Raw genomic sequence first — 26,601 nt, forward strand, 5'->3', positions numbered from 1 at the left:
TGTGATTAGCAGTAAAATCAATCTTTTATGAGAGCTGCAGATAAGAATAATTCGGAGGATGTCATCGTTTTTTCCAACGGTTATTAATAACATGGTTACCGTAGCAGCAGGTGCTACAAATACTTTGATTGCGGGATTTGCTAATAATGCGGTATATAAAGCAGTGGTAAATGTCAGTAATAGTTGTGGGCGTATTGGTATTGCAGAATATTATGTCACTAATAATGCTGTTAACAATTCTTTCTCTATTAAAGGAATGGATGGGATTTTAAACACAGATACCACTGTTAAAGCCCCTACTTTTACTGAAGTAAACAGATATACAACAACAGTTGTTTGGTCAGGTATTCCAAATTGTGCTGCAGGCGGGACCAATATTGCATTTAATTATACATTAACAATGCCTTCAGCCGGAACAATAGATCTTACGAATAATGGCGATGCAAGCCTACAGTATAAAGTGATACTTACAAGACTTTTTTAGTTTTATAAAATCTAAAAATATTATAAACAAAAGGCTGCTTCATTCATAGAGGTAGTCTTTTCAGTCATTATATAAGACAAACACATAAAACTGTAATGAAGTGTCAGTTGTCCAGATGTATACGTTCAAAAATCGGACAGGATAAATATTCTGATTTCCAGAATCACTGAATATATACTCTCAGAAAGAAAAATAGATAATTGAAGTTGGATAAAAAACAAAAACCACCCTTAAAAAGGATGGTTTGTAGACCCACAGGGATTCGAACCCCAGATGACTGAACCAAAATCAGTAGTGTTACCGCTACACCATGGGTCTCTGTTTGTTTTAGTGGTGCAAATTTACAGCTTTTTTCTTTACTTACAAGAACTTTTTGAAATTTTTTTTAAATTTACTGTAGAATTTATTTACGGAAATTATGTTGATAGACTTCAATAATCTCAATATTAACAAATTATCATTCGATACGGAATTTGAAAAAAAAGTAAAAATATTTCTGGAAGAATGGTTCTCGAAAAAAACAGAAGTACATGTCCAGACTTCAGGCTCTACAGGAATTCCAAAGATTTTTGAAATTGAGAAAAAGAAAATGGTCAATTCAGCAGTGATGACCTGTAATTTTTTAGGATTAAAAGAAGGAGATACTGCACTGCTTTGCCTGCCTGTGGAATACATTTCCGGTAAAATGATGATTGTCCGTTCTATAGAAAGAAAACTGAGGTTAAAAATTACTGATCCTTCTTTAAAACCGATAGAAAACCTGGAAGAAGAAGTTGATTTTTGTGCCATGACACCACTGCAGGTAGAGAATTCCCTGGATAAACTTCATCTGATTAAAAATCTGATTATCGGAGGTGCCGCTGTTTCAGAAAGTCTGAAAAATAAGATCCTTAAGATGAACCTTGATAATTCCAGCCGTATTTTTGAAACCTATGGAATGTCTGAAACCCTTTCCCATATTGGTTTAAAACAATTGATGCCCGAACAGGAAGAATACTTCACTGTTTTTGAAAATGTAACGATTTCTCTGGACGATAGAGGCTGCCTGAAAATTTTTGCACCTAACGTAAATGGTGAGGTGCTTCAAACTAATGATTTAGTTGAAATCAGGAATGAAAATCAGTTCAAATTCCTGGGAAGAATTGACAATGTAATCAACTCCGGAGGGGCAAAAATTTTCCCTGAAACCCTTGAAGCTTTGGTGAAAAAAGATATTCCGGGCGAAGCAATATTTGTAGGACTGCCGGATGAGAGTTTGGGACAGAAATTGATATTGATTATAGAAGGTGAGGAATCTGATGAGGTGAGAAGAAAGATTTCAGAAATCCCGTTTGAAAAAAACTTCCATAAGCCCAAAGAAATTATTTTCATCAAAGAAATTCCGAGAACACCCAACGGGAAAGTAAACAGAATGAAGCTGTATAAAAGTATAAACCTTTAGCCAGGGCTATTGAAATCGGATATAAAATTTAAAGAAATGAAAGACTTTTCAAAAGAACTCAGTTTCAGGACGTCCCGCAGCAGTGGGGCTGGAGGGCAAAATGTAAACAAAGTAGAAACTGCTGTGACCGTACTTTGGAAAGTGGATGCATCAGAATTTTTTAATGAAGATGAGAAAACATTGATTCAGAATAAACTGAAAAACAGGATCAATGCAGATGGGTTTTTATTCCTGACCGTTTCTGAAAGCAGAACCCAGCTGATGAATAAAAATAAAGCCATTGAAAAAATAACAGAAATCGTAAATAAGGCCCTCATTATTCCCAAAAAAAGAACGGCTACCAAACCTTCAAAAGCCCAGAAACAAAAAAGACTGGACAGCAAGAAAAAGCTTTCAGACAAAAAAGAAAACAGACGTTTCAGGTTTTAATGTGTTTTTCCGGAGTAAATTTTATTTTTGACGGAAGCTTTTAAAACCATGATAAAAAATTAATTACGCGGGGAGTATTCATCATTTCCATCTCTTTTGCACAGAAATTTTCTGTCAGACCTTCGGCTTAATTGGCGGTACGCTGAGTAAAATGAAGTACAACGGGGTTACTTATAAATTTGATGATGATCAGAAAAAAGGCTTGCACAGGGTTTCTTTGAGTACAGCCGCTACATTCCGTTTTTAAGTGTTATATTTGTAGTAATTACAACATCTCATTAATAATGGCAGCAACAATTTTTTTATCAGCAGAAAGCAGACAATCAGGATTGTTGCTGTCGTTACTTTATCTTCATACAGATTCTTTTCTGAAAAGTTCTAAGGACTTTATCAATTAAGCCCTGTCAGGATCCAAGACAGGGAGTTATTTCGGAATTTATATATTGTTTTTGCGGTTTTCTATAGAAGAAGGCTGTCTTACGCCTGTATTCTACATTGGATCATCAGGGAATAACTGCATTTTAATTTTAAAAATTGAAGAATATGTCCAATCATATTATTGTAACCACCGGAATTTATGATGCTATAAAAGATACACTGAGAAGAAAAAAAGTGAGCATCGAAGAAGAAAAAAGACTCACTGAAGAACTCAGAAAGGCAAAACAGGTCCTGAGAAGAGACCTTCCTGCCGATATTGTTACGGTGGACAGAAAAGTAACATTGAAAGACCATACATTGGATTTTGAGCACGAATATATTTTTGTGCCTTCTACCAAAGAAAAACTTAAAAAGAATAAACATTCCATACTGTCAGAGATTGCCCTTGCAGTGGTAGGCTATAAGGTGGGAGATGTTATCAGCTGGCCTTTTAAAGACGGAGAAAGAAAAATCGAGATCCTGAAAGTTGAGGCCTGGGAAGGATAATCCTGACTGAATAATTAAGCTGAATGATAACGAAAGCGTGGCTCACTTTGGGTCACGCTTTTTTATAAATAGAAATTTCTAATGTGAAGCAGAATCACTAGCTTTTATACATTTTAAATTTCAAGGTATAAAAATCGAGATTTCCAGCAAGAACAATGGACAATGAGTAGCAGTATATAATTTTATCGGAGATAAAATCTTTGCGCCTTAAGGCATGAATCATGTTGGAAAAAAAACAGCGTCCTGGCGTTTCCCGACAATAACTATTTATGCATTCATTTAACAAATGATAAAAAAAGATGTCTCTATTACACTTTCTTCAAGTGCTTTCGCTGCATTCCGTTTTTAAGTTTTATCTTTGCAAAAAATTTAAAAATGAGCAAACCGATAACTGAATTCATAGAAAAGTATTACCTGCACTTCAACGCAGCTGCATTGGTAGATGCTTCTAAAGGATATGTTGCACATCTTAAAGATGGCGGAAAAATGATGATTACTTTGGCAGGTGCAATGTCTACTGCTGAGTTGGGTAAAATTCTTGCAGAAATGATCCGCCAGGGAAAAGTAGATTTTATCTCTTGTACAGGGGCTAACCTGGAAGAAGATTTAATGAACCTTGTAGCACACTCTCACTATGAAAGAGTTCCTCATTACAGAGATTTGACTGCTCAGGACGAATGGGATCTTTTGGAAAGAGGTCTGAACAGAGTTACAGATACATGTATTCCTGAAGAAGAAGCATTCAGAAGATTGCAGAAGCATATCGTAGAGATCTGGAAAGATGCTGAAGCTAAAGGAGAGAGATATTTCCCGCACGAGTTTATGTACAAAATGATCCTTTCAGGAGTATTGGAGCAGTATTATGAAATTCCTAGAGAAAACTCATGGATGATTGCTGCGGCAGAAGCAAACTTACCAATCGTGGTTCCGGGATGGGAAGATTCTACAATGGGTAACATCTTCGCTTCTTACTGTATCAAAGGAGAGCTTAAACCTACTACAATGAAATCAGGAATCGAATATATGACTTACCTTGCTGACTGGTACACTAAAAATTCAGGAGGAAAAGGAGTTGGATTCTTCCAGATTGGTGGAGGTATCGCTGGGGATTTCCCTATCTGTGTAGTACCAATGTTGTATCAGGATATGGAAATGCATGATATTCCTTTCTGGTCTTATTTCTGCCAGATTTCTGATTCTACAACATCTTACGGTTCATACTCAGGAGCAGTTCCAAATGAGAAAATCACCTGGGGTAAACTTGATATCACTACACCTAAATTTATCGTTGAAAGTGATGCGACAATCTGTGCGCCATTGATGTTCTCTTATATCTTAGAAAACGCTTAAGAATAATCATCTCAACAGAGATTACCATACAGCGCTTCAATTTATTTTGGAGCGCTTTTTATTTTAGGATTGGGAAGTAGTTTCATCTTTGATGAAAAAAAGCTCATAGCTAAAAAATAACTTAGCTAATTTCTTAATACTTAAGGTTCAAACTAATGTACAGTGTTATCACATAAAAGATTGAACTTTACACTTCCGGTTTTCCGAAGGCATCTGTGAAATCCGTGTTATCTGTGGAAAAATCTACCAATTATAAAAAAATCAATCCAAAGAATTCACCAGCACAAAATAACGATACGCCAGAATTCCCTTCTCCATCTTAGTAAGATGGTTAGGGTCTTTATGACTCAGCTTGGGAAGAACTTTTTTGTTGATGGCATTCAGCAGCCTGAAAAATGATTTTTTCATATCTTTATCTTTTAATGAAACATCATTGTCATTGATATGAATTCAAAAATGATGCAAAAGAGAAATTGATATGGACGAAATTTTCAAACAGCAGGTATACGAAGTGGCAAGACTGATTCCCAAAGGAAGGGTATCTACCTATGGCGCCATAGCAAAGGCTGTTGGCTATCCTAACCATTCCAGACATGTAGGAAAAGCAATGGGAGGATGTCCGAAAAATGTACCAGCCCACCGCGTGATTTCAAGTTCAGGGGTATTATCTGTTCCGGAATTTCAGCCAAAGCTGGAGGCAGAAGGAATCATTGTTGAAAATCTCAGAATAAAAAATTTCAAAAAACTGTTCTGGGATCCGCTGCAAGAATTGTAAATTTCAAAGGATCTAAATCAAATTTTTTTTAACGCAAAGGTTTTACTGTATACTGTATATTTTTAAGGGAGCAAAGGGTGGAATCAATGAAATTGATTCTCTTTAAGCGAACGTATTATTATCATAAAGCTTCATCAGCGACAGAGTCGCAACTCTTTGCCTTCTGAAATCAAACATAAGAATTATAGTTCTTTGCGTTAAAAAAATACCAGCATACATTAATACAAAAAAATGCCACTCCATAATTCATATGAGTGACATCAATATTTTTACAGTTTCAAACCGTATTATTTTTTCCCGTCCGGAAGGCCTTTCAATTCTTTTTTAAGCCTTTCGTTTTCTTCTTTTAATAGGGTGATATAGTTTTGTAGATTTTCAATGATAGCTCCCGGAATATTATCATAATTATTCTGATTAGTGATTACTCCTGCAGAAGATGATCTGTCATTAAATACAGGATGGTCATTATTGATCACTACTGCAGATTCATCCTCTTCATAAATGTCCTCAATCGGTACATCCAGAAAACGGGCAAGTTTGTCCCACTCATCTCTTACAATTCTTACATCGCCGCTCTCTTTTCTGCTGTAGTTGGATACATCTGTTGCGATAAAATCAGCTACCTGTTGTTGGGTATAACCTTTTTGTTTTCTGATGAGACGTAATTTTTCTTTTTGCATGACCTACATTTTATACAAAAATGGCAAAAAAGCAGAATCTATACAATAGAAAACAGAAAAAATATAGAGCAAACCATTGAAGCCAAATAGAAACTTCGGAAAAGATTTATAATATGAATCTTATTCATTGTAAATGTTGATGATTTTAAGATTAAAATCTTTGCGCCTCAAAAGCAATTGGTATGTAAATAAAATTGTGCCTTTATGTTTTCAAACTAAAAAAAGACTGCTTCAAAATTGAAACAGTCTTTTGTAAATTATTTTTCAAGTTGCTTATAGCTTCTCTGTATAAAATCTGTCAGATCTTTTCCTTTCAATAAGTTTTGTGAAAGCTTGGCAAGATCCAGCGCATATTTGATTAAGCTTTCTTTCTCTTCAGCATTCCCGGTCTTTAGGATCTGATTGGAAAGCTCACTGTTCGAGTTCACCACAAGATTGTACATCTCCGGGAAACCACCCATTCCGAACATACCGCCACCACCGGTAGCCTGCATTTCTTTCATTCTTCTCATAAATTCAGGTTGGGTAATGGTGAACGGTGCATCACTGCTGTCAAGATCTTCAAGCTGAACTGTGAATTTTGAGTCTTTGATGGCTTCTTCTACATCCTTTTTCAAAGTTTCTTTTTCAGTTTCGTTCAGTTTTGAAATGACAGGCTCATCTTTTTTGATCAGGTTGTTCACATGATCAGCGTCTACTCTTGCAAATGAAATATTTTCTTTTGAAGTTTCCAGTTTCTGGATCACGTGCGAAATGATAGGTGAATCTAATAAAAGGACTTCATATCCTTTATCCTTTGCAGATTGGATGTAGCTGTGCTGTTCATCAGCATTGGTAGCATACAGAACAACAAGTTTGTTGTCTTTATCCGTTTGTACAGGTTTGATTTTCTCCACCAATTCGTCCCAAAGGAAATACTTACCGTCTGTTGTAGGATATAATGTGAATTTGTCTGCTTTTTCAGCAAATTTTTCTTCCGTAACAATTCCGTATTCGATAACTACTTTAATATCATTCCATTTTTTCTCATAATCTTCACGGTTTTCGTTAATTAAAGAAACCATTTTATCGGCTACTTTTTTCGTGATGTAAGAAGAAATCTTTTTCACGGCACCGTCCGCCTGGAGATAAGAACGGGAAACGTTCAACGGGATATCCGGAGAATCAATAACTCCTCTCAGAAGCATCAGGAAGTCCGGAACGATCCCTTTTACTTCGTCTGTTACAAATACCTGGTTTTGGTATAACTGAATTTTATCTTTATCGATATTTAAATTGTTGCTCAGTTTCGGGAAAAACAGAATTCCGGTAAGATTGAAAGGATAATCCACATTCAGATGGATGTTGAATAATGGTTCCTCAAACTGCATTGGATACAGCTCGTGGTAAAACTTCATGTAATCCTCATTGGTCAGTTCACTGGGAGCAATTGTCCATGCCGGTACCGGATTGTTAATGATATTGTCTACCTCTTCTGTTTCAGCTACTGCATCTTCAGGAGCATCTTCCGGCAAAGGAAGCGTATGTGTTTTTGTTCCGAATTTAATAGGAACAGGCATGAATTTGTTATACTTTAATAACAGTTCACGGATTTTTGCTTCTTCTAAAAATTCTACTGAATCTTCAGCGATGTGAAGTATGATTTCCGTACCTCTGTCAGTTTTATCAGGAGTTTCTTCCAGAGTAAACTCAGGGCTTCCGTCACAGATCCAGCGTACTGCCGGCTCATCTTTATAAGATTTTGTAAGGATTTCCACTTTTTCTGCCACCATGAAAGCAGAGTAGAAACCAAGACCGAAATGCCCGATAATTCCGGCATCCTTCGCAGAATCTTTATATTTTTCCAAGAACTCTTCAGCTCCGGAAAAAGCAACCTGGTTGATGTATTTCTCAACTTCTTCACCTGTCATCCCGATACCCTGGTCGATGATGTGTAAAGTTTTCTGGTCTTTATCAATTTTAACCTCAAGTTTTGGATTTCCGTATTCCACTTTGGCTTCACCAATGCTTGTAAGATGCTTTAATTTTAAAGTAGCATCAGTGGCATTGGAAATCAATTCTCTCAGGAATATTTCGTGGTCACTGTAAAGAAATTTTTTAATAAGCGGGAATATGTTTTCCACAGATACATTAATATTTCCTTTAGTCATCATATTTAGATTTTAATTTTTAAAATTCTTTCTCAAAAAAAATACCATGCAGAAGAATGTGACAGAATGACATTTTTTTTAACCTGAAACAGGTCCGTTATGTGAATTTATCGGAGAAATATCTTATTTTTAGTTCTTAAAATATTTTAAAAAATGAAGTTGAAATGTACAGTCTTTATGCTGCTCATTATGACCTGTTGGGTATATGGGCAGAAGAAGCCTTTAGACCATTCTGTTTACGACAGCTGGCAAAATATCGGGGCAAGAAAAATCTCAAATGATGGAAAATGGATTGCCTATTCTGTGGATGCTCAGGAAGGAAATTCAACCCTTTCTTTATATTCCGTTAAAAATAAAACCTCAAAGAAGTTTGCAAGAGCTGCAAAAGTGGATTTTACAAATGATTCCCGCTTTGCTGTTTTTCAAATCCGTCCGCAGTATAAAGATATAAAAGCGGTAAAAGATAAAAAACTGAAGAAAAATAAATTAACGAAAGACAGTCTTGCCATAGTTGACTTTTTAAATGATAAAACAGAGAAGATTCCTAATGTAAAATCATTTAAAATCCCTGAAAAAGCAGGTTCTTATGTTGCTTATCTGCTGGAAAACCTCAAGGATAAATCCTCGGACGATGCTTCTGAAAAAGAAGATGGTGATGAAAGTAAGGATGAAGATAAAAATGTAAAGCCATTACAATTGGTAGTGCGTAATCTTTTAGACGGAAAAAGCACAACCTATGATAATGTAATCCGTTATGAGTTCAGTAAAAATGGGAAACAGCTGGTTTTTATCACTAAAAAGCCGGATGAAAAGAAAGAGAAAAAAGAAGGGAAGGATTCAGATGAAAAGGCTGCGGACAAAAAAGATACAGACAAGTCGAAGCCAAAGAAATATGCATTGGAAACCGTACAGGTCGTTGATCTGCAAAAAGGAACTGTTAATAAAATTTCTGAAATGGAGGGGGACTTTTCACAATTGTCTTTTGATGAAGAAGGAAATCAGCTGGCTTATGTAGGAACTTCTTCTGCACAGAATGATCTGGTGAAATTATACCAGCTGTATTACTTTAATTTTAAAGGAAATAAAAAAGAAATCATAACCCATGAACATACGCAGATGAAGAAAAATTGGGTCATTTCTGAAAACAGATTGCCTTTGTTCAGTAAAAACGGAAAACAGCTGTATTTTGGGGTTGCTCCAAAACCTGTTGCAAAAGATACGGCAATGATTGCAAACGATCATGCTGTTGTAGATATCTGGAATTATAAAGATGATTATCTGCAAACCGTACAGTTAAAGGAATTGAAAAATGACCTGAAGAAATCCTATGCTGCAGTAATGCAGACAGAAAAACCTGATTCCTTCCGTAATATTGATGGGGAAGACCTGGATACCTTAAGATTGGTCAACGAGGGAAATGCTGAATTTGCATTGGGGATTACAAGCATTAACAACCGTATTTCTTCACAATGGGAAGGTTCTACAAAGAAAACCTATTTCCTGATCGATAACAAAACAGGAGACAGAACCGAAATTATTAAAAATCTTAACGGAGCAGCGGCTGTATCTCCTCTTGGAAAATTTGTAGTGATTTTTGACAGGGAAAAAGGGCAGTGGCTAAGCTATAATGTGAAAACAAAACAAACCCTTCCTCTCAGTACAGGCTTGCCTGTTTCTTTTGTAGACGAGGAATTTGATATGCCGGACTTTCCGAATTCTTATGGTATTGCATCATGGACAGATAAAGATGAATCCGTGATTATAAAAGACCGCTACGATCTTTGGGAATTCTTCCTGAACGGCTCAAAAAAGCCAAGAAATATCACGAATGGATTCGGGCGTAAGCATAAAATAACATTTGATACATATGAGCTGGATAAAGATATTAAAAGCCTGAACCGCAAATTTCCTATCTACTTATCTGCATTTGATAATACATCCAAGGACAACGGGATCTTCAAAACAACCATTCAGTCAGGTGCTGATCCTGTGAAAATTCAGATGGAAAATGTCTGGGGATACAGAAGCCTTCAAAAAGCAAAAAATGCGGAGGAGTATATTTTAGTAAAGGAATCATATACAGATTCTCCAAACCTTTTTGCTACATCAGATTTCTCGGAGCAGCAAAAACTAAGCAATACCAATCCACAGCAAGCCAATTACAACTGGGGTACGGATGAATTGGTACACTGGACAACGCCAAAAGGAAACACTTCTACAGGGATTTTATACAAGCCTGAAGATTTCGATCCGAATAAAAAATATCCTATGATTGTCTATTTCTATGAAAAACTTTCTGATAACCTTAACCGTTATGTAGCTCCGGCTCCTACACCTTCAAGATTAAATATCTCTTATTTTGTGAGCAATGGATATCTGGTTTTCACACCCGATATTTCTTATACAGAGGGTTTCCCGGGAGAATCTGCCATGGAATACATCAATTCCGGTGTGGAGAAGTTAAAACAAAATTCCTGGGTGGACGGTACTAAGATCGGAATTCAGGGGCAAAGCTGGGGAGGCTATCAGGTAGCCTATCTTATTGCTCATACCAATATGTATGCCGCTGCATGGAGTGGAGCACCCGTTGTCAACATGACTTCTGCCTATGGAGGAATCCGATGGACTTCCGGAATGAACAGACAGTTCCAGTATGAAAAATCACAAAGCAGATTAGGAAAGAATTTATGGGAAGCTCCGAATCTTTATATTAAGAACTCACCGCTTTTTACCATTGATAAAGTACAGACTCCGGTAGTTATTATGAGTAATGATAAAGATGGTGCGGTGCCCTGGTATCAGGGAATTGAAATGTTCACTGCATTACGCCGTCTTGGAAAACCGGTATGGCTCCTGAATTATAATGGTGATGATCACAATCTGATGAAACGCCAGAACAGAAAAGATATTCAAATCAGGGAACAGCAGTTTTTTGATTATTACCTGAAAGGAGCTAAAGCTCCGGTATGGATGACAAAAGGTATTCCGGCCACCCAAAAAGGAAAAGACTGGGGATTTGAGCTGACAGATGATAAACCTAATTAGTAAAAACCGCGGCGGAGCCAAAGGCTCCGCCGCGGTTTTTACTACGTCCCGAAAAAAAACAATAGAAGGAGCAAACTGACACAATGGCATTTTTTTTATGATGAGCCTGTTGAGCACTTTTATTATATTTACTGCCAATTATAAATAACAGTATGGGAATCTTTGATTTTTTTAAGAAGAAAAATAACAATCAGGAAAATGTAAGTACTCCGGTTCAGGAAATGGAAATGCCGGAGGAAAAAATAGTTGAGGAAGTGGTGGAAGAAGTTGTGGAAACAATACCGGAAATCCCTTCACAACCGGCAGAAGAGCCGAAAGTAAATGAAGAATATGAAAAAATCAAGGTTTATAATGATTATATCGTTTATTCTATAGCGCTTCAGCTAAGAGGAGAATATACTCCTATTTCTGCTTTTGAAAAAGAAAATGGTGAGGTAGAAGGCTTCGCCTATATGGTGACAGAAGATGCTTATGCACTTGCTCCGCAGCAGGCGATCGCGCAAATGGAAGAAAAGTTTGAAAATGAGCTTCAGGAAGGTAAGATCAGATCGTATATGATCCTGTATCATTCTCAGTTCGACAACAATGGTAACCACAATCCGGCAACACAGGACGGGGAATTCAAGGCGATTTCACTTGCTTATCATTTTGCAGGTTCTGAAAAAGCAAAAACAGGACTGCCTTATATTTTCGAAAACCAAAATATTACTTATAAAGGTTTTGCAGAGTTTTCACACGAGGAAAATAATGAAATCATGAATCATCAGCTGGTAGATGGTAAAGATTATTTCCCGAATACGGAAGGAATTACAGCACCTGAAATGACCAATGAAGCAGGAATTATCATCAGAAAATCCAATGTTCATAACCTTGTGAATACATGGAGCGGGGTTTTTGGTCATCAGAATTTCCAGACTAAAGATTACGGGCAGTACCTTAGCACAGTTTTAATGCAGTCTACCGTTTCTGATCCAACCGGAGAAGCCAAAAATAAAACAGAATTTGAGGATGTAAGATTCAAAACCATTGTTACGGATGAGCTGAGTACCATAATTCCGGAAGTAAAAACGGATTATACCCTGGATTTTGAAACGAGATCAATCAGAGAATGGGAAAATGCGTTGAATCTGCAGGCAATCGTAGCTGGTCCGGCAAGAGATACTTTTGGCGTTTGGTTTTTCGCTACCGATTATGCTGAGAACAGAAACATCTACATGACACAGCCGCATCAGAAGGTAAATATCAGTGGAATTGTTTTCATCCTTGATGTCCATACCAATACAGACTTACCTGCCGGTACTAAAATGAGTGAAGATTTCACAACCTATGCTCCAAGTCAGGATCTTCCTAACTATGCATGTTTTGATTTTATTGGTCAGATTGTAGATTGTAAGGAAACAGAATTGCTTGAAGACGGAAGCATTAAAGGATATATTCTGAAACTTAAGCTGATCACGAATGAGGAAAATGAGGATTTCTTCACCATTGATGCCTTTGTAAATAAAGAAAACATGAGATTTGAAGCTCCAACAAAAGGTATGAAAGTAACCGGAGCACTTCAGCTGCAGGGTAAAATTGCTGGATAATTTTTAAGTATAAACTTTCAAGAGGTTGTTTTATGGAATAACCTCTTTTTTATTTACTGATGATTATTTATTATTTAAACGCAAAGGAATAAGAGATTCGAAAGTTAATCTTCAAGGAAGCAAGGATTGCGGCTTTGTCGCTGATGAAGTTTGGTAGTACATTCGCTTGGTAAGAATCAATTTCATGATCCCATCCTTTGCTTTCTTAAAAATATTACGATATACAAATGAAACTTTGTGTTCAAAAACAGAATCATTTAAAAACAAAAAAGGCAATCCTAAAGATTGCCTTTTCCTGTATTTTCTGAAAAATTATTTGTTTTTCATTTCTTCCTTGATCTTAGCTTCTAATTCTTCAGCAAGATCCGGGTTGTCTCTTAAAACATCTTTTACAGCATCACGTCCCTGACCAAGTTTAGTCTCTTCATAGCTGAACCATGATCCGCTTTTCTTCACGATACCCATGTCTACAGCTGTATCAAGAATTTCTCCTACTTTAGAAACGCCTTCTCCGTACATGATATCGAATTCTGCCTGCTTGAAAGGAGGTGCTACTTTGTTTTTTACAATCTTCACTTTCACACGGCTACCGATCGCTTCATCACCTTGTTTGATTGGTGCGCTGGCTTTTCTGATGTCAATTCTTACAGAAGCATAGAACTTAAGAGCGTTACCTCCGGTAGTGGTCTCAGGATTTCCGAACATCACACCGATCTTTTCTCTCAGCTGGTTGATAAAAATTACTGTACATTTCGTTCTTGAAATAGTAGCGGTAAGCTTTCTTAATGCCTGAGACATTAGTCTTGCGTGAAGACCCATTTTAGAATCTCCCATTTCACCTTCAATTTCAGCCTTTGGTGTAAGAGCGGCAACAGAGTCAATCACAACGATATCAATAGCTCCTGAACGGATAAGGTTATCCGCAATTTCCAGTGCCTGCTCACCATTGTCCGGCTGGGAAATGATCAGGTTTTCAAGATCGATTCCTAATTTTGCAGCATAAGTTCTGTCGAAAGCGTGCTCTGCATCAATGAATGCAGCAATACCTCCTGCCTTTTGAGCTTCAGCAATAGCGTGAAGGGTCAGCGTTGTTTTACCTGAAGATTCAGGACCATATATTTCAATGATTCTTCCTTTTGGATATCCGCCTACTCCTAAGGCAATATCCAATCCTAAAGAACCGGAAGGAATTACTTCTATTGTAGTGTCTACGGCATCATCACCCAGAGTCATTACAGTTCCTTTTCCGTATGTTTTATCTAATTTGTCAAGCACTAAAGCGAGTGCTTTTTTCTTATCATCAATGTTACTCATCGCTATTAAAATAATTTCTCAAAAATACATAATTTAAATATCAAAAGCTAATATTATTTCTCGCTGAAAGCGGTTTTTAGAGTTAAAAAATGATAAAATTTTACTACTGATCTCATTCATAACGAAGCAGATGCGAAATGTGGTAGGAGTGTAATAAAATATTTATTGGAAAAAAGGCCGGAAGCTGGAAGGGGGAGTTATTGAAGCCTGTAAATGGATTGAACTTAATTATATTACTTTTACTAAGTGAGATTTATCGTCCAATAGAAACTTCCAGCTTCAAACTTCGGGCTTCCTGGCTTATTATCCTAATGAAAATTTGAATTTTTAGTGATATTCAGATAATCATTCAATACTTTCATCTGATCTTTATTTCCTTTTTTTATTCTGGCGTTGCGGCCTACCAGTATGTCATAAATTGTGTTGAAAAGTATTTTTGATTTTGGAAATAATGTTTTATACGGAACATCAGGAATCTGTAATCTTTTGCAGACTTCATCATCCAGCAGAAACCATGTGCAGCAGATGTGCAGATATCTTAAATTTTTTCTCTGGAATTCAAATTTCAGAATAGGGTTTTCCAGTGATTCATTCAAAAGAGAATGGGCAAGAAGCACAGAATCTTTATCTGAAGGCGGTTGAACGGAGGTCCATAAATAAAAATATTCAGTAGCCTGCTTTTTGTTATCAGGAAGAAGCTGTTCCGGTATTCCCAAAAGGTAACCTACATACTTCCAAAGATGGAAAATTCCCTGTTCCTCTTCAGCAGAAAAACGATTTCCCAGTTTTTTAAGACTATGAAGAAATACCAGGCTGAACCCAATGTACGTTGCCATCATATCCCAGGAATTGATAGGCTCTCCCCAATTCTCAGTATCCCAGTCCTTGTAATGTTTTTTTATGGAAAGTCTGGCGTAAGAATGGATCATTCGGGTTTTGATAGCAAATTCATACCCTTTTTCATGAACGTTCAGGGCATTGTAGCGGGTTGCATTTACCCAGAAATCCAGTGTTTCAGAAAGGCGTTTCACAGCTCCCTTTTTTAGAGCTTCAGTAACAATAAGAGGTTTGTTGAGGTAGGCATAATCATAACCACCGATCAGGCAATAATCCCTCAACGAAATCAGGGAGTCCAGATTGCTTCTCATGCAGAGTTCAGCACCGCTTTTGAGTAAATTGTAATCAAGCCAATCAGGAACTTTCTGAGTTTGGCTGAACAGTTTTTTTACACTTTCAGGAACAGCATCTGTTTCCGGAACTCCATTTCTGATATAATGTTCAATCTCCCTGGAAGCTTCATGGAATTTTTTAGTGAAATAAACATCTTTTACAACCTTGTCACCCGCTTCATCCACATGATGAAAAAAGGGAGCAAAATTTTCAAATTTTTCAAAACCTACTTCTGCTCCGGAAAATTCAATAAGCTGCTTTCCGTTGCCTTTCTCCCAAAAATCCCTGAAATGAGGTGCGTCTTTAAACCGGGGGTGTATCATGTTCATTCCTTTACCTATAAAAGTACAAGTTTTGCACCGAAATATGCTGGTGAGATTTATCAGGATTATAATTGTCTTTTTATAGATATCCCCATTCAAAAGTCTTTTTGATCAGTTCAGAACTGTTTTTGCAGTCCGATTTTCTCAGGATATTTTTTCTGTGGGTACGTACGGTTTCTTCAGAAATACTTAACAGATCGGAAATTTTTCCGGTTGAGTATCTTTTCGCAATACAGTTGTTGATTTCAACCTCTCTTCTGGTAAAGATGACTGGGATAGACTCAGGAAATCTGTCATGTTCTGTCCACTGCATCTGGTGGAAATCTTCCCGGCCGTTGATTCCGGAAACTAATACAACATAAGAATTTTGATGGGTGATGTGTTCGATATTGGTATGTATATTAACAGCCTGCCATCTTCATCTTTATAGGTGTGCAAAGCCTGATGATGGAACAGTTCATAATTTCCTTTTGAAGTTCTCATTCTGAAACAATAACTGGTTTTCAATTCCTGCTGATAATCAAAGCCGTCAATTTCTTTCATTTTTTCGATGGACATTCTTTCAGCCTCCATCACAAATTTCAGATCATCCGGATGAATCAGATCTATGATTTCTTTCAGATGTGCGGGGTATTTACTGAATCCATGTATTTTCAAAATATCTTCATGATGGTTGCAGAGGGTGCTGTCCGCAAAATTGATCACATATGTTTTCTTAAAAATAATAAAATTATGATAAAAAAAATCACCCTTTTGTGGTATTTCGTGTGGTAGGTAAGTGTCGTAGCTTTAACTAAAAATAATGACCATTTAAAAAACTTTAATCTGAAAAATAAATACCCATGGCAACATTTAAAACACAACAAGCGCAAAATACTTTTTTGTATTTAAAAGTAAGTGTAAGAGCAAATTCACTAATATACTCAAGAACGTATGTTACCGTGAATCCAGGAGGGGTGATTATTGTACAATCATCTCCCAAGGCAAGTAATGGTTCTATTCCTCCTGATAAATATAGCTGGTATAAATTAGGAAGGACGATTAATTTCGTAGGGAAACAGCTTAATATAGATACTTTGCTTTCAGAGACAAATAATGTTGATATTATATGTGCACTGGTAGAAGATGACGATATCAACACCCCATTTGTTAATGGTTCAAATTATCATTCGACTAATATTGTAAATAATATTGCAAGATTAACTATTGACATAATTTAGATTACCATGAAAGCAAAACTGATATTCGTATTCTGTGTTATTTATCTGAGAACTTTTTCTCAGATAAATAACACCGTTAAGCTAGAGAATTTAGATATTCCTACGACTCCTGCTGTCGTATTATTAGATCAGAATGTCACTTCAATTGAAGCTCCAAAAACCATAAAAGAATTTGGACTTTCAATTATTAATTCTTTTAAAGATAATGGGCTTCCTCAAAATTATGGAGTAGAATTTAATCCCTACTGGATTTTTAAAAGAAATACCACTGTGGAAAAATATTTTAGAGATGAGATGCACTCAGGATTTGTTCACAACCAGTCTATATCAATGGCTTTTGTGAGGAATGATAGTATCCAAAACCTGTCAGTGGGTTATCGAACCAATTTATTCAGAGTGATGAATAAAAAATACAAGGCAGATGTTGATTTAATTGATGAGAAAGTAGCTGACCTGAATAATCTTAATGATGCTGAATATACTAAGCTTAATGAATTGGTTATAAAAGAACGCTCTGTAATCAGCAAAAATGTCATTGACATAACAAGCAAAACAGTGTATAGTGATTTTAACGATAATTATACTAGTATAAAATTACAACTTAAGGCATCTTCGTTAGAAAAGGAAGCTCTAAACGATCTCATCAAGGATATAGATGGCTTAGCAAAGGATGAAGAAAGTTTCAATGTCAACAGAACGAATATTATTAATTTGTATAAAGGTCTTAAAACAAAGATTAGTATCTCGTTATTTGATCGGAAAACATTTAGTGAAATGAATATAACCAAAATGAAAGCGTTTCAAAAATTCGTAAATAATTTGTCAGAGTCTAAACCTATATTTTCTATTGACTTCGCTGGTGCATACAATCATTTTTTTGATAAAGATAGATTTTCTTCAGGTGGCTTCGGGAGATTTGGAACATGGCTCACGATGAATTGGAATATTAATTTAGATAGTCCTGATAAAGAAGAGCAGAAGAATTATCTTAAACTTTATATTCTTAACAGATTTCTTATTGACAGAATGCACTACAATAAAGATGCTAATGATTATGATAAAAATTCTTTTTATGATCTTGGCGGTAAAGTGAATTTTGAATTTAACAGATTAAGTGTAGCTTATGAATATATCCGTAGGTTCGGTGATTTTGAAGATTACAGAAGTGTAGGAAGTATCATGTATAAAATCAGTGATAATGTAAGCCTTATCGGAGGTTTTGGAAAAAACTTTGAAAATCAGAATGATCTGGTTACTACACTTGGGTTACGTTGGGGGCTCAACTTCAATAATGATCTTGAGAAAGGTACCGGGAAAACCGATTAAGCTTTTTAATGGAAGGTTTATCTTAATTGATACCCTCTGCTAAATATAAAATGATAAAAACCTTCCCATCGGGAAGGTTTTATATTACTCATTGCTTATCGCTCATTACTGATTATAAAGAAGCAGCGTGTACAAGCATATCTACTAACTTGTTAGAGTAACCCATTTCGTTGTCATACCAGGAAACAAGCTTCACAAAGTTAGGAGAAAGCATGATACCAGCGTCTTTGTCGAAGATAGAAGTTCTCTTATCTCCTACGAAGTCCTGAGATACTACTGCATCTTCAGTATAACCTAGGATACCTTTCAATTCACCTTCAGAAGCAGCTTTGATTACTGAACAGATTTCTTCATAAGAAGCCGCTTTTTCAATTCTCACTGTTAAATCTACTACAGAAACGTCAACAGTTGGTACTCTGAAAGACATACCTGTTAATTTTCCGTTTAGTGAAGGAATTACTTTTCCTACTGCTTTAGCAGCACCTGTAGAAGAAGGGATGATGTTGTTCAGAGCAGCTCTACCACCTCTCCAGTCTTTCATTGAAGGACCGTCAACAGTTTTCTGAGTAGCTGTTGTAGCGTGTACAGTGGTCATTAAACCTTCTACGATTCCGAAGTTATCGTGGATTACTTTAGCTAAAGGAGCTAAACAGTTTGTAGTACAAGAAGCGTTTGATAAGATTTTGATATCATCAGTAAGTTCCTTGTGGTTTACCCCCATTACGAACATTGGAGTGTCATCTTTAGAAGGAGCAGAAAGGATTACTTTCTTAGCACCTGCAGCAAGGTGTTTTGCCGCGCTGTCTTTATCAAGGAATAAACCTGTAGATTCCACTACGTAGTCTGCACCGATTTCATTCCATTTTAGGTTGCTTGGATCTTTTTCAGCAGTTACTCTGATTCTCTTCCCGTTTACAACAAGATCATTTCCTTCTACAGAAACTTCACCTGGGAAAATACCGTGTACAGAGTCATATTTTAACATGTAAGCCATGTATTCTGCATTGATTAGGTCATTGATTCCTACAACTTCAATGTTGTCTCTTTCAGTCATTGCTCTGAAAACAAGACGTCCAATTCTACCAAAACCGTTGATACCTACTTTGATTGTTGACATAATAGTTTGTTTTTATTAGATTATAAAAATAATTAGATTGCTAAAATTTCTGAAATCAGTAAAAGATCTTTATTGATTTCATTATGTTTTTTAATGGCTTCTTCAATCGGGGTATACGTCAGATCATTAGAACGCATTCCTGCCATTACATTGGTTTGTCCTTCCATTAGCCCTGTTACAGCTCCATATCCCAGACGGCTTGCCAGAACTCTGTCTGCACAGCTTGGAGAGCCTCCTCTCTGCATATGTCCCAGAATAGCTACACGAATGTCATAATCAGGGAATGTCTGCTTTGTTTTTTCAGCCAGTTCATATACGTTGGCTAGTTTTTCGCCTTCAGCTACCACTACAATGCTCGATGCTTTTCCTGTTTTTTCAGCATTTCTGAATTTCGCGAAAAGCTCATCGATACTGTCTTTTTTTTCAGGAATTAAAATATCCAGCGCTCCGGCAGCCAATCCACTGTTTAAAGCAATGAAACCGGCATCACGACCCATTACCTCTACAAAGAAAACCCTGTTGTGGGAAGTTGCGGTATCACGGATCTTGTCAATAGCATCCATGGCAGTATTCAAAGCCGTATCGTAACCGATAGTATTGTCCGTACCGAAAATATCATTGTCGATGGTTCCCGGAATACCAATTACCCTGATTCCGAATTCTTCATTGAAGATTTTGGCACCGGTAAATGTTCCGTCTCCGCCGATGCATACCAATCCGTCAATTCCTAACTTTACGCAGTTGTCGTAAGCTTTCTGACGGCCTTCTTTAGTTCTGAACTCAGCAGATCTGGCAGACTTTAGAATTGTTCCACCCTGGTTGATTATATTTTTTACGGAACGGGCTCCCATTTTCAGGAAATCATTGTTGATAAGGCCGTTGTAACCTTCCCTCACTCCGTAGCATTCGATATTATAGTAATTGGCGGTTCTTACTACCGCTCTTAACGCCGCATTCATACCCGGAGAGTCACCTCCTGAAGTAAGAACTGCAATCTTTTTTACAGCACTCTCTTTCATCAAGTAAAAAATTTCGAACACAAATTTACAAAAACAAGTTCAGATTATCGTAGTAACTTTCCAATAGTTTTGAATATAAATTATTAAAAGCTTCTGAAGTTTGTAGGTTTAAAAAAATATCTTGCCGTTTTTGTTTCAGGAGCATGGATGTCAAGATCATACCAGGGCGTAAAATAGGCATTAAATGGATTTGAAATCACATGAACGGATTGTGCCGGTGTGAATCCTTCACTTAACAGGTACAGTCTTTTTCCTTCCTGATTCCGGCAGACTCCTGAAATGAAAACAATATGTCCCGGACTGCCGGGCGTGATCAGAATATCTCCCGTTTTAAGATCAGAATTTTTTGTTACGGGCTTTGTCTCTTTATGTAATGAAATTGTTCCGGCATAATTAAAAATCAGCTCCAGATAGTTTCTGAAACTCTTATAAGAATCATCAAAAGCAGCAGTTTTTCTAAAGCTTACCGAATTCCCACTGATAAAAGCTCTTGTTCCGTTTTTATAATCATTCCAGCTGAAAAGGTCACCGCTGGTAAAATGAAATTTAATTTCGTCAAACTTTTTTGCTTTATAAAGATATTCAGCTCTCATGCGGATAGCTGCATCAGCGCATTGCTGAAGGTCTTTATTTCCGGTATCAATATCAAAAACAGCTTCGTGAAGATGCTGGGTAGAAACCGGAGTCCCGTCATATTTTAAGATCCGGCTGCCATAAGGTTTCAGCTTAAAATTTTCAATAAAATATCCGAAAGAGCCAGGTTTTTCTGTAACCCATTCATAGCCTTCGGGTGGAGAAAATCTTCCACGGATGGTATTTTTATTCTTATTGATTTTTAAAGCATTTTCTGCAATTAAATGCTCATTCTTATCCGGTTCAGGCAGTAAACGGTCTGATAATTTTTCTTTTGTACAGCCTGTGAAAATGAGAATAACTGTAATTCCTGTAATAACTTTTTTCATGCGTTTTTAGTTAACACAAATATCTTTTTTTTTCCACGTACCAACAAATAAAGATTTTGAAAACATATTTAAAACCTGCTATACTTCTTCTTTTTCCGGAATCAGTAACGTACCCCAATCATTCAGCTGCCAGAGAATCTTCACCAGCTTTTCGCCCAGTTCCGTCAAAGTATATTCAACCCTCGGAGGAAGTTCATTAAAAGATTTTTTAGTTAAAATACCGTCATCTACCATTTCCGTCAACTGCTGATTGAGAACTCTCCGGTCTACTTTAGCAATGCCGCGCAGAAATTCACTTGGGCGTTTTTTTCCTTCATTAATCTGCCAGACAATGGGAATTTTCCATTTTCCACTGATGGTATTGACGGCGACTTCCAACGGACAGATTTTATTTTCTTCAGCTCTTCCCTTTGTTTCCATAAAATTGACTTTTTTATCCCTATGGGTGAAAAATATGCGGTATTGTTTTTCTCCGCTCACTTTCAGACTTTTGTAAAGATAACCATTAAAATAGTATGACAGAAAAAAGGAAAGGGGCCCGCTCCATCAAAGATATTCCGCCGGTTATTCTGGATCGGCTGAACAGAGGAGAAATTGAAACCGCCAATCTTACAGAATGGCTGGCTGTAGATCAAAGGCTGCTGCTGGAAAATCTGCTTTTACAGAATGAACGCAAAGAATATTTGAAACCGGTTTTAGATGATGTAAACCAGCTGAAAAAACAAACCGTCAATTCGATTAATGAAACAATAGGAATTGGTTTACTTAATCTTGCTGTAAAAAATAAAGATGATGAATTTCTGCTGAAGCTTTCAACTCATCCTGCAGACCTTGTACGTTGCTGGGCAGCGTATACCATTGGAAGAAATAATGATTTAAAACTTAAAGAAAAATTAGATAAAATTCAGTCATTCGCTTCAGACTCTCATTTCGGAGTAAGAGAAATCTGCTGGATGGCAGTACGTCCGGACATCGCCGGAAATCTTGAGGAAAGCTTATCTCTTTTATCAAAGTGGACAATACATGACAATGAAAATGTAAGACGCTTTGCCAGTGAATCCACAAGACCAAGGGGAGTATGGTGTGAACACATTAACGCTTTGAAACAAAACCCGGGACTGGGATTGGAAATTCTAGAACCCTTACGATCAGATTCTTCCCGGTATGTGCAGGATAGCGTCGGCAATTGGCTGAATGATGCCAGTAAGTCACAACCGGAGTTTGTCATAGAAATCTGTGATGAATGGCTTCGGGAAAGCCAGACAAAGGAAACCCAGTATATCGTTAAAAAGGCTTTAAGAACGATAAAAAAATAAGAGTTATCCACAAAATTGAAATGGGAAACTGCTGTTTTGTTTTACAGATTGCAGATTTATAGACGCTTACATCCCTTTTTTTTATCTCCTTTTTCTTTGGGAGTGGCTTTATTTACGCAATTTTTACACAAAAAGCCCGATTGAAATATTTTCAATATTAACTGTATGTTAACTGAAAAAAGTTATCCACAATATGAGTTTTCTATTAATGTGGATTCTACCTGCCAATAAATTAACACGTTAATGAATATGCTTGTAAAAAATGCTTGAAATACAATCTTTTTTCACCGGAATAAAAAGTTATCCACAATATGGAATTTAGTTACCATTTTTCAGTCAGGTATTTCCAGTATCTTTTCGGGACGTGCTGCATATGGAGTTTCATATTTTTTCGCTCAACAATATTGGTTTTGGTAAAATATCGCTGCCAGAGTACCTGATAACTTTTTTCTTCATCATGGAATTTTTGCTGATAATTATTTAAATCAATTTTTTCGTCAGGATAGAAAAACTCACAATCATTAAGATCATAAAGGAGTCCATAGTTTCTCCTAAGGTCATAGATCATCCATTTCTGGTCCTGGTATCGGTTATGAAAGTGTTTTCTGATCAGAGGAAGAACATTAAAATCAGGATCAATTTTGGAGAAATAAACATCATCATGCATTTTTTCAAAGCGTACAAAAGCTGTCATTCTGTGTCTTTCCCGATCCACAGATTTGCAGATTTTTGAAATTTTTAAAATATCAGGATCGGCAAAGTTCTCCAGAATATTGTTTTCTTGATGTCTGACAGATTGCCTTACTGCAGATAAGATGAGCTTTTCCAGATTCTGAACTTCAGAGAGGAAAACTTTTAAAAGTTGATAGATACCCTGTTTCCCGATATTCTGCTCCAGTTTATAGAGAACCCTTTCAGATTTATCCGTTTGGGTAATGACTTCATGAATGTCAGCAAAAATATTTTCCTGATGAAACCTTTCTCTGCTTACGATTTCCACATCTTTATACCGATATTCAAAAACTTCAAATATAGCAGTGAAAAGACCGTCAAAACTTCCGTCGTAGAGTAGGGTTGTCATGTATTTGTAATTTTGTGTTTAAAACAATGTTAATTGCTGTGAAAACTGATTGTGAAACTTGGAAGAGCTTCCACCAATCAGCAGCTTTCTGAAGTTTTTATCCGTTAAATATTTCAGGTAAGCATTGCCCGCAGAAAAATCTATAAAATATTTTGCCCGGTTGACAGCCGCTCCAAGTTTTTTCAAATGATCCATTGTTAAAATCTGAAAACGTCTGGCACTTATAATTTTCTGAGCTGTTTTAACACCAATTCCGGGAATTCTTAAAATCGTATGATATTCAGCGGTCTGAAGATTCACCGGGAACTGATCTAAGTTTCGCAATGCCCAGCTCAGTTTCGGATCTACTTCCAGGTCAAGGAAAGGAATATTCGGATCCAGAATTTCTTCCGCTTTAAAACCGTAAAATCTCATCAGCCAGTCAGACTGATAGAGCCTGTTTTCGCGAAGCATGGGTACTTCGGTGGTTAAAGAAGGTAACCTTTGATCTTCCAGAACCGGGACATAGCCTGAATAATACACTCTTTTCAGATTAAAATTTTTATAAAAATGATCGGCAACTTTGATGATCTGCAGGTCATTTTCATTGGTTGCACCCACGATCATCTGTGTAGACTGTCCGGCAGGGGCAAACTTTGGAACTTTCTTCAGGACTTTTTTTTCATCCTGATACTGACTGATTCCTTTCTGAATATAGCGCATCGGGCTGATCATATCCTGTCTGCTCTTTTCAGGCGCCAGCAATTTTAATCCGCTCTCCGTAGGAATTTCAATGTTGACGGATAGCCGGTCTGCGTACAAAGCTGCTTCCTGCATCAGATCATCACTGGCTCCCGGAATAGATTTTAAATGGATATAACCGTTGAAATTTTCTTCGAGACGCAGCTTTTTGGCCACTCTTACCAGACGCTCCATCGTTGTATCTGCATTCTTGAAAATTCCTGAACTCAGAAATAGACCTTCAATATAATTCCTGCGGTAAAAATTAATGGTAAGATCTACCACTTCCTCTACGGTAAAAGCAGCTCTTTTGATATCATTCGAACTTCTGGAAACACAGTAAGCACAATCGTAGATGCAATGGTTGGTCAACAGAATTTTAAGCAGGGATACACATCTTCCGTCTTCCGTATAGGTATGGCAAATACCGCTTGCGGAACTATCGCCCAAAGCCCCTTTTTTATTTTTTCTCGTGCCTCCGCTTGATGAGCAGGAAACGTCATATTTCGCTGCATCGGCAAGGATTTCGAGCTTTTCTTTAAGGCGGTCAAAATTCATTCTTTCGGTTTTTTTGATATTATTTGTATCAATTTAATTTCAAATTCTGTTCAAATTTAGTTCCAAAATTGATAAAAGTCAACCTTTTTTCATAGAAGTTATCAACAAAAAAGAGCCTCAAAATCATTATATTTACGGCTCATTAAAGTTTATATCATGAATCATAAACCAATCGAAGGTTTTTCCAAGCTTCCAAAGCAGGGGAAAATCGACTGGCTCGTAAACGAATATCTTGAAGGAAACCAGGAATATCAAAATATATTACAACAATACTGGAATGATGATGCAGATCTTCAGAAGCTTCACGAAGAATTTTCTGAAAATACCATCTCCAATTTCTATATGCCTTACGGAATTGCTCCAAACTTTTTAATCGATGGAAAACTGTTGGCACTTCCAATGGCTGTTGAGGAAAGTTCAGTGGTAGCGGCCGCTTCCAAAGCTGCGAAATTCTGGATCGATAAAGGGGGGTTTAAGACAACCATTATCAATACTGAAAAGCTGGGGCATACCCATTTTATTTTTAATGTAGAACCTCATAAACTGTTACATTTCTTTAATTTCAGTTTGAAGAAAAAACTATTTGAAGCCACTGAAGATATCACAGCCAATATGAGAAAACGCGGCGGTGGTATTTTAAATATCAGCCTGGTGGATAAAACAGCAGAAATGCCCAACTATTACCAGCTGAAAGCAAGCTTTGATACGGTAGATTCAATGGGGGCCAATTTTATCAACTCATGTCTTGAACAGTTCGGAAAAACATTGAGACAGGAAGTAGCCACAAGTGAAGATTTTACTCAGGAAGAAAAGAATTCACTGCAGATCGTGATGAATATCCTTTCTAATTTCACTCCTGACTGTATCGTGAGAGCTGAGGTTTCATGTAAAATGGAAGATTTAAAAGATGACAGCGGAATTTCCCCTGAAGAATTTGCTTCTAAATTCAAGCAGGCTGTTACCATTGCAGAAATTGAACCTTACCGTGCCACAACTCACAATAAAGGAATCATGAACGGGGTAGATGCTGTAGTAATTGCTACAGGAAATGATTTCAGGGCAACGGAAGCCTGTGCGCATACCTATGCTGCGAGAGACGGACAATACAGATCCCTGACTCACTGTACAACAGATAACGGAGTATTCAGATTCTGGATAGATTTGCCAATTTCTGTTGGAGTCGTGGGAGGGCTTACGAATCTTCATCCGCTGGTAAAATTCTCGCTGGCACTTCTTGGTAAGCCTTCTGCACAGGAATTGATGAGCATCCTGGCAGTTTCGGGGCTTGCACAGAACTTCGGTGCATTACGTTCTCTGGTAACCACAGGAATCCAGAAAGGACATATGAAAATGCATTTATTGAATATCCTGAACCAACTGGGTGCTACCGAAGAAGAAAAGCAGCACTTTGTGACGTATTTTAAAGACAAGACAGTAAGCCATCATGAGGTAATCAACGAGTTTAACAGAATGAGAGGAAACTAATGTTACAGATCATTTTGCCTATTATATTCCTTCTCTTTGGCTTTTTTCTGAAGAAAACAAATAATGAAGGTTTCAGAAGTTCCAAGAAATTTGCCAACATGTTTATCATCCTGGGAATTTCTACTC

At 36.9% G+C, this 26,601-nt stretch carries 25 protein-coding genes and 1 tRNA gene; 12 read left to right on the forward strand and 14 right to left on the reverse strand.

Translation table 11 applies throughout. The features are described 5' to 3' along the window. The first annotated feature begins 58 nt into the window (after positions 1 to 58). Positions 59 to 484, forward strand: coding sequence for a hypothetical protein (locus ACR1PO_RS06580; RefSeq protein WP_433986250.1), 426 nt, complete (start codon positions 59 to 61; stop codon positions 482 to 484). Positions 485 to 731: 247 nt separating this feature from the next. Here the strand turns inward: ACR1PO_RS06580 and ACR1PO_RS06585 are convergent. After that, a tRNA-Gln gene (locus ACR1PO_RS06585) sits at positions 732 to 802 on the reverse strand. A gap of 100 nt (positions 803 to 902) precedes the next feature. Here ACR1PO_RS06585 and ACR1PO_RS06590 point away from each other — a divergent pair. The 4 genes from ACR1PO_RS06590 to ACR1PO_RS06605 all read left to right on the forward strand — a co-directional run bounded on the left by ACR1PO_RS06590 (position 903) and on the right by ACR1PO_RS06605 (position 4,628). Further along, positions 903 to 1,925, forward strand: coding sequence for an AMP-binding protein (locus ACR1PO_RS06590; RefSeq protein WP_433986251.1), 1,023 nt, complete (start codon positions 903 to 905; stop codon positions 1,923 to 1,925). Between the two features lie 36 nt (positions 1,926 to 1,961). After that, a complete protein-coding gene (gene arfB, locus ACR1PO_RS06595; protein ID WP_433986252.1) occupies positions 1,962 to 2,354 on the forward strand; it encodes an alternative ribosome rescue aminoacyl-tRNA hydrolase ArfB in 393 nt (130 codons plus the stop codon). A gap of 543 nt (positions 2,355 to 2,897) precedes the next feature. Next, entirely contained in the window at positions 2,898 to 3,278 is a 381-nt protein-coding gene (locus ACR1PO_RS06600; protein ID WP_433986253.1) for a GreA/GreB family elongation factor, read from the forward strand. Between the two features lie 375 nt (positions 3,279 to 3,653). Continuing rightward, positions 3,654 to 4,628: a deoxyhypusine synthase family protein gene (locus ACR1PO_RS06605; protein ID WP_002976594.1), complete on the forward strand. Its 975-nt coding sequence runs from the start codon at positions 3,654 to 3,656 to the stop codon at positions 4,626 to 4,628. Positions 4,629 to 4,889: 261 nt separating this feature from the next. Here the strand turns inward: ACR1PO_RS06605 and ACR1PO_RS06610 are convergent, their stop codons facing one another. Further along, on the reverse strand, positions 4,890 to 5,036 hold the full coding sequence (locus ACR1PO_RS06610) for a hypothetical protein (protein ID WP_002976595.1): 147 nt from the start codon (positions 5,034 to 5,036) through the stop codon (positions 4,890 to 4,892). 70 nt (positions 5,037 to 5,106) lie between these two features. On the opposite strand from ACR1PO_RS06610, the gene ACR1PO_RS06615 reads away from it, so the two are divergent. Further along, positions 5,107 to 5,403 carry an MGMT family protein gene (locus ACR1PO_RS06615; RefSeq protein ID WP_332385262.1) on the forward strand — a complete coding sequence of 99 codons (297 nt, stop codon included), beginning with the start codon at positions 5,107 to 5,109 and terminating at the stop codon, positions 5,401 to 5,403. A gap of 287 nt (positions 5,404 to 5,690) precedes the next feature. Here the strand turns inward: ACR1PO_RS06615 and ACR1PO_RS06620 are convergent, their stop codons facing one another. Together ACR1PO_RS06620 and htpG are read right to left on the reverse strand one after the other, a co-directional pair. Further along, entirely contained in the window at positions 5,691 to 6,083 is a 393-nt protein-coding gene (locus ACR1PO_RS06620; RefSeq protein WP_332385263.1) for a helix-turn-helix transcriptional regulator, read from the reverse strand. A 257-nt stretch (positions 6,084 to 6,340) separates the two neighbouring features. After that, positions 6,341 to 8,233: a molecular chaperone HtpG gene (gene htpG / locus ACR1PO_RS06625; RefSeq protein ID WP_433986506.1), complete on the reverse strand. Its 1,893-nt coding sequence runs from the start codon at positions 8,231 to 8,233 to the stop codon at positions 6,341 to 6,343. Positions 8,234 to 8,386: 153 nt separating this feature from the next. On the opposite strand from htpG, the gene ACR1PO_RS06630 reads away from it, so the two are divergent. Both ACR1PO_RS06630 and ACR1PO_RS06635 read left to right on the forward strand, forming a co-directional pair. After that, positions 8,387 to 11,278 carry an alpha/beta hydrolase family protein gene (locus ACR1PO_RS06630; protein ID WP_433986254.1) on the forward strand — a complete coding sequence of 964 codons (2,892 nt, stop codon included), beginning with the start codon at positions 8,387 to 8,389 and terminating at the stop codon, positions 11,276 to 11,278. A 152-nt stretch (positions 11,279 to 11,430) separates the two neighbouring features. Next, positions 11,431 to 12,864 carry a hypothetical protein gene (locus ACR1PO_RS06635; protein ID WP_433986255.1) on the forward strand — a complete coding sequence of 478 codons (1,434 nt, stop codon included), beginning with the start codon at positions 11,431 to 11,433 and terminating at the stop codon, positions 12,862 to 12,864. Between the two features lie 312 nt (positions 12,865 to 13,176). On the opposite strand, the gene recA is transcribed toward ACR1PO_RS06635, so the two are convergent. The 4 genes from recA to ACR1PO_RS06655 all read right to left on the reverse strand — a co-directional run bounded on the left by recA (position 13,177) and on the right by ACR1PO_RS06655 (position 16,376). Then, positions 13,177 to 14,178: a recombinase RecA gene (gene recA / locus ACR1PO_RS06640; RefSeq protein ID WP_002976601.1), complete on the reverse strand. Its 1,002-nt coding sequence runs from the start codon at positions 14,176 to 14,178 to the stop codon at positions 13,177 to 13,179. 308 nt (positions 14,179 to 14,486) lie between these two features. Next, positions 14,487 to 15,677, reverse strand: coding sequence for an oxygenase MpaB family protein (locus ACR1PO_RS06645; protein WP_332385267.1), 1,191 nt, complete (start codon positions 15,675 to 15,677; stop codon positions 14,487 to 14,489). A 73-nt stretch (positions 15,678 to 15,750) separates the two neighbouring features. After that, positions 15,751 to 15,984, reverse strand: a complete 234-nt coding sequence (locus ACR1PO_RS06650) for a response regulator transcription factor (protein ID WP_433986256.1) — start codon at positions 15,982 to 15,984, stop codon at positions 15,751 to 15,753. A gap of 35 nt (positions 15,985 to 16,019) precedes the next feature. Continuing rightward, on the reverse strand, positions 16,020 to 16,376 hold the full coding sequence (locus ACR1PO_RS06655) for a PAS domain-containing protein (protein WP_433986257.1): 357 nt from the start codon (positions 16,374 to 16,376) through the stop codon (positions 16,020 to 16,022). A gap of 137 nt (positions 16,377 to 16,513) precedes the next feature. Here ACR1PO_RS06655 and ACR1PO_RS06660 point away from each other — a divergent pair, with 137 nt between their 5' ends. Both ACR1PO_RS06660 and ACR1PO_RS06665 read left to right on the forward strand, forming a co-directional pair. Beyond that, positions 16,514 to 16,891 carry a hypothetical protein gene (locus ACR1PO_RS06660; protein WP_332385270.1) on the forward strand — a complete coding sequence of 126 codons (378 nt, stop codon included), beginning with the start codon at positions 16,514 to 16,516 and terminating at the stop codon, positions 16,889 to 16,891. A gap of 6 nt (positions 16,892 to 16,897) precedes the next feature. Next, complete coding sequence (locus tag ACR1PO_RS06665; protein WP_433986258.1) at positions 16,898 to 18,217, forward strand: hypothetical protein; 1,320 nt, start codon at positions 16,898 to 16,900, stop codon at positions 18,215 to 18,217. 112 nt (positions 18,218 to 18,329) lie between these two features. On the opposite strand, the gene gap is transcribed toward ACR1PO_RS06665, so the two are convergent. The 4 genes from gap to ACR1PO_RS06685 form a co-directional block, all read right to left on the reverse strand. After that, on the reverse strand, positions 18,330 to 19,334 hold the full coding sequence (gene gap, locus ACR1PO_RS06670) for a type I glyceraldehyde-3-phosphate dehydrogenase (protein WP_002976605.1): 1,005 nt from the start codon (positions 19,332 to 19,334) through the stop codon (positions 18,330 to 18,332). A 32-nt stretch (positions 19,335 to 19,366) separates the two neighbouring features. After that, complete coding sequence (gene pfkA / locus ACR1PO_RS06675) at positions 19,367 to 20,353, reverse strand: 6-phosphofructokinase (protein WP_374465273.1); 987 nt, start codon at positions 20,351 to 20,353, stop codon at positions 19,367 to 19,369. A gap of 83 nt (positions 20,354 to 20,436) precedes the next feature. Next, positions 20,437 to 21,315, reverse strand: a complete 879-nt coding sequence (locus ACR1PO_RS06680) for a DUF4846 domain-containing protein (RefSeq protein ID WP_433986259.1) — start codon at positions 21,313 to 21,315, stop codon at positions 20,437 to 20,439. Positions 21,316 to 21,393: 78 nt separating this feature from the next. Beyond that, a complete protein-coding gene (locus ACR1PO_RS06685; RefSeq protein ID WP_433986260.1) occupies positions 21,394 to 21,735 on the reverse strand; it encodes a winged helix-turn-helix transcriptional regulator in 342 nt (113 codons plus the stop codon). A 95-nt stretch (positions 21,736 to 21,830) separates the two neighbouring features. Here ACR1PO_RS06685 and ACR1PO_RS06690 point away from each other — a divergent pair, with 95 nt between their 5' ends. Beyond that, positions 21,831 to 22,631 carry a DNA alkylation repair protein gene (locus tag ACR1PO_RS06690; protein ID WP_332385273.1) on the forward strand — a complete coding sequence of 267 codons (801 nt, stop codon included), beginning with the start codon at positions 21,831 to 21,833 and terminating at the stop codon, positions 22,629 to 22,631. Positions 22,632 to 22,953: 322 nt separating this feature from the next. Here ACR1PO_RS06690 and ACR1PO_RS06695 read toward each other — a convergent pair whose 3' ends face one another. Further along, complete coding sequence (locus ACR1PO_RS06695) at positions 22,954 to 23,712, reverse strand: TIGR03915 family putative DNA repair protein (RefSeq protein ID WP_433986261.1); 759 nt, start codon at positions 23,710 to 23,712, stop codon at positions 22,954 to 22,956. A gap of 18 nt (positions 23,713 to 23,730) precedes the next feature. Further along, entirely contained in the window at positions 23,731 to 24,990 is a 1,260-nt protein-coding gene (locus ACR1PO_RS06700) for a putative DNA modification/repair radical SAM protein (RefSeq protein WP_433986262.1), read from the reverse strand. Between the two features lie 156 nt (positions 24,991 to 25,146). On the opposite strand from ACR1PO_RS06700, the gene ACR1PO_RS06705 reads away from it, so the two are divergent. Beyond that, positions 25,147 to 26,475: a hydroxymethylglutaryl-CoA reductase, degradative gene (locus tag ACR1PO_RS06705; protein WP_002976617.1), complete on the forward strand. Its 1,329-nt coding sequence runs from the start codon at positions 25,147 to 25,149 to the stop codon at positions 26,473 to 26,475. The last annotated feature ends 126 nt before the right edge of the window (positions 26,476 to 26,601 follow it).

Origin of the sequence: Chryseobacterium amylolyticum (assembly GCF_051011775.1) — a bacterium.
GTDB lineage: Bacteria > Bacteroidota > Bacteroidia > Flavobacteriales > Weeksellaceae > Chryseobacterium.

Bases quoted from the DNA above. Each gene is read 5' to 3' on its own strand.
- ACR1PO_RS06580 (WP_433986250.1), top strand. From the start codon at position 59: ATGTCATCGTTTTTTCCAACGGTTATTAATAACATGGTTACCGTAGCA.
- ACR1PO_RS06685 (WP_433986260.1), bottom strand. From the start codon at position 21,735: ATGGAAACAAAGGGAAGAGCTGAAGAAAATAAAATCTGTCCGTTGGAA.
- recA (WP_002976601.1), bottom strand. From the start codon at position 14,178: ATGAGTAACATTGATGATAAGAAAAAAGCACTCGCTTTAGTGCTTGAC.
- pfkA (WP_374465273.1), bottom strand. From the start codon at position 20,353: ATGAAAGAGAGTGCTGTAAAAAAGATTGCAGTTCTTACTTCAGGAGGT.
- ACR1PO_RS06610 (WP_002976595.1), bottom strand. From the start codon at position 5,036: ATGAAAAAATCATTTTTCAGGCTGCTGAATGCCATCAACAAAAAAGTT.
- ACR1PO_RS06700 (WP_433986262.1), bottom strand. From the start codon at position 24,990: ATGAATTTTGACCGCCTTAAAGAAAAGCTCGAAATCCTTGCCGATGCA.
- ACR1PO_RS06660 (WP_332385270.1), top strand. From the start codon at position 16,514: ATGGCAACATTTAAAACACAACAAGCGCAAAATACTTTTTTGTATTTA.
- ACR1PO_RS06695 (WP_433986261.1), bottom strand. From the start codon at position 23,712: ATGACAACCCTACTCTACGACGGAAGTTTTGACGGTCTTTTCACTGCT.
- ACR1PO_RS06705 (WP_002976617.1), top strand. From the start codon at position 25,147: ATGAATCATAAACCAATCGAAGGTTTTTCCAAGCTTCCAAAGCAGGGG.
- ACR1PO_RS06630 (WP_433986254.1), top strand. From the start codon at position 8,387: ATGAAGTTGAAATGTACAGTCTTTATGCTGCTCATTATGACCTGTTGG.
- ACR1PO_RS06680 (WP_433986259.1), bottom strand. From the start codon at position 21,315: ATGAAAAAAGTTATTACAGGAATTACAGTTATTCTCATTTTCACAGGC.
- ACR1PO_RS06605 (WP_002976594.1), top strand. From the start codon at position 3,654: ATGAGCAAACCGATAACTGAATTCATAGAAAAGTATTACCTGCACTTC.
- ACR1PO_RS06665 (WP_433986258.1), top strand. From the start codon at position 16,898: ATGAAAGCAAAACTGATATTCGTATTCTGTGTTATTTATCTGAGAACT.
- ACR1PO_RS06690 (WP_332385273.1), top strand. From the start codon at position 21,831: ATGACAGAAAAAAGGAAAGGGGCCCGCTCCATCAAAGATATTCCGCCG.
- htpG (WP_433986506.1), bottom strand. From the start codon at position 8,233: ATGACTAAAGGAAATATTAATGTATCTGTGGAAAACATATTCCCGCTT.
- ACR1PO_RS06635 (WP_433986255.1), top strand. From the start codon at position 11,431: ATGGGAATCTTTGATTTTTTTAAGAAGAAAAATAACAATCAGGAAAAT.
- ACR1PO_RS06590 (WP_433986251.1), top strand. From the start codon at position 903: ATGTTGATAGACTTCAATAATCTCAATATTAACAAATTATCATTCGAT.
- ACR1PO_RS06615 (WP_332385262.1), top strand. From the start codon at position 5,107: ATGGACGAAATTTTCAAACAGCAGGTATACGAAGTGGCAAGACTGATT.
- ACR1PO_RS06645 (WP_332385267.1), bottom strand. From the start codon at position 15,677: ATGAACATGATACACCCCCGGTTTAAAGACGCACCTCATTTCAGGGAT.
- gap (WP_002976605.1), bottom strand. From the start codon at position 19,334: ATGTCAACAATCAAAGTAGGTATCAACGGTTTTGGTAGAATTGGACGT.
- ACR1PO_RS06620 (WP_332385263.1), bottom strand. From the start codon at position 6,083: ATGCAAAAAGAAAAATTACGTCTCATCAGAAAACAAAAAGGTTATACC.
- arfB (WP_433986252.1), top strand. From the start codon at position 1,962: ATGAAAGACTTTTCAAAAGAACTCAGTTTCAGGACGTCCCGCAGCAGT.
- ACR1PO_RS06650 (WP_433986256.1), bottom strand. From the start codon at position 15,984: ATGCAGTGGACAGAACATGACAGATTTCCTGAGTCTATCCCAGTCATC.
- ACR1PO_RS06600 (WP_433986253.1), top strand. From the start codon at position 2,898: ATGTCCAATCATATTATTGTAACCACCGGAATTTATGATGCTATAAAA.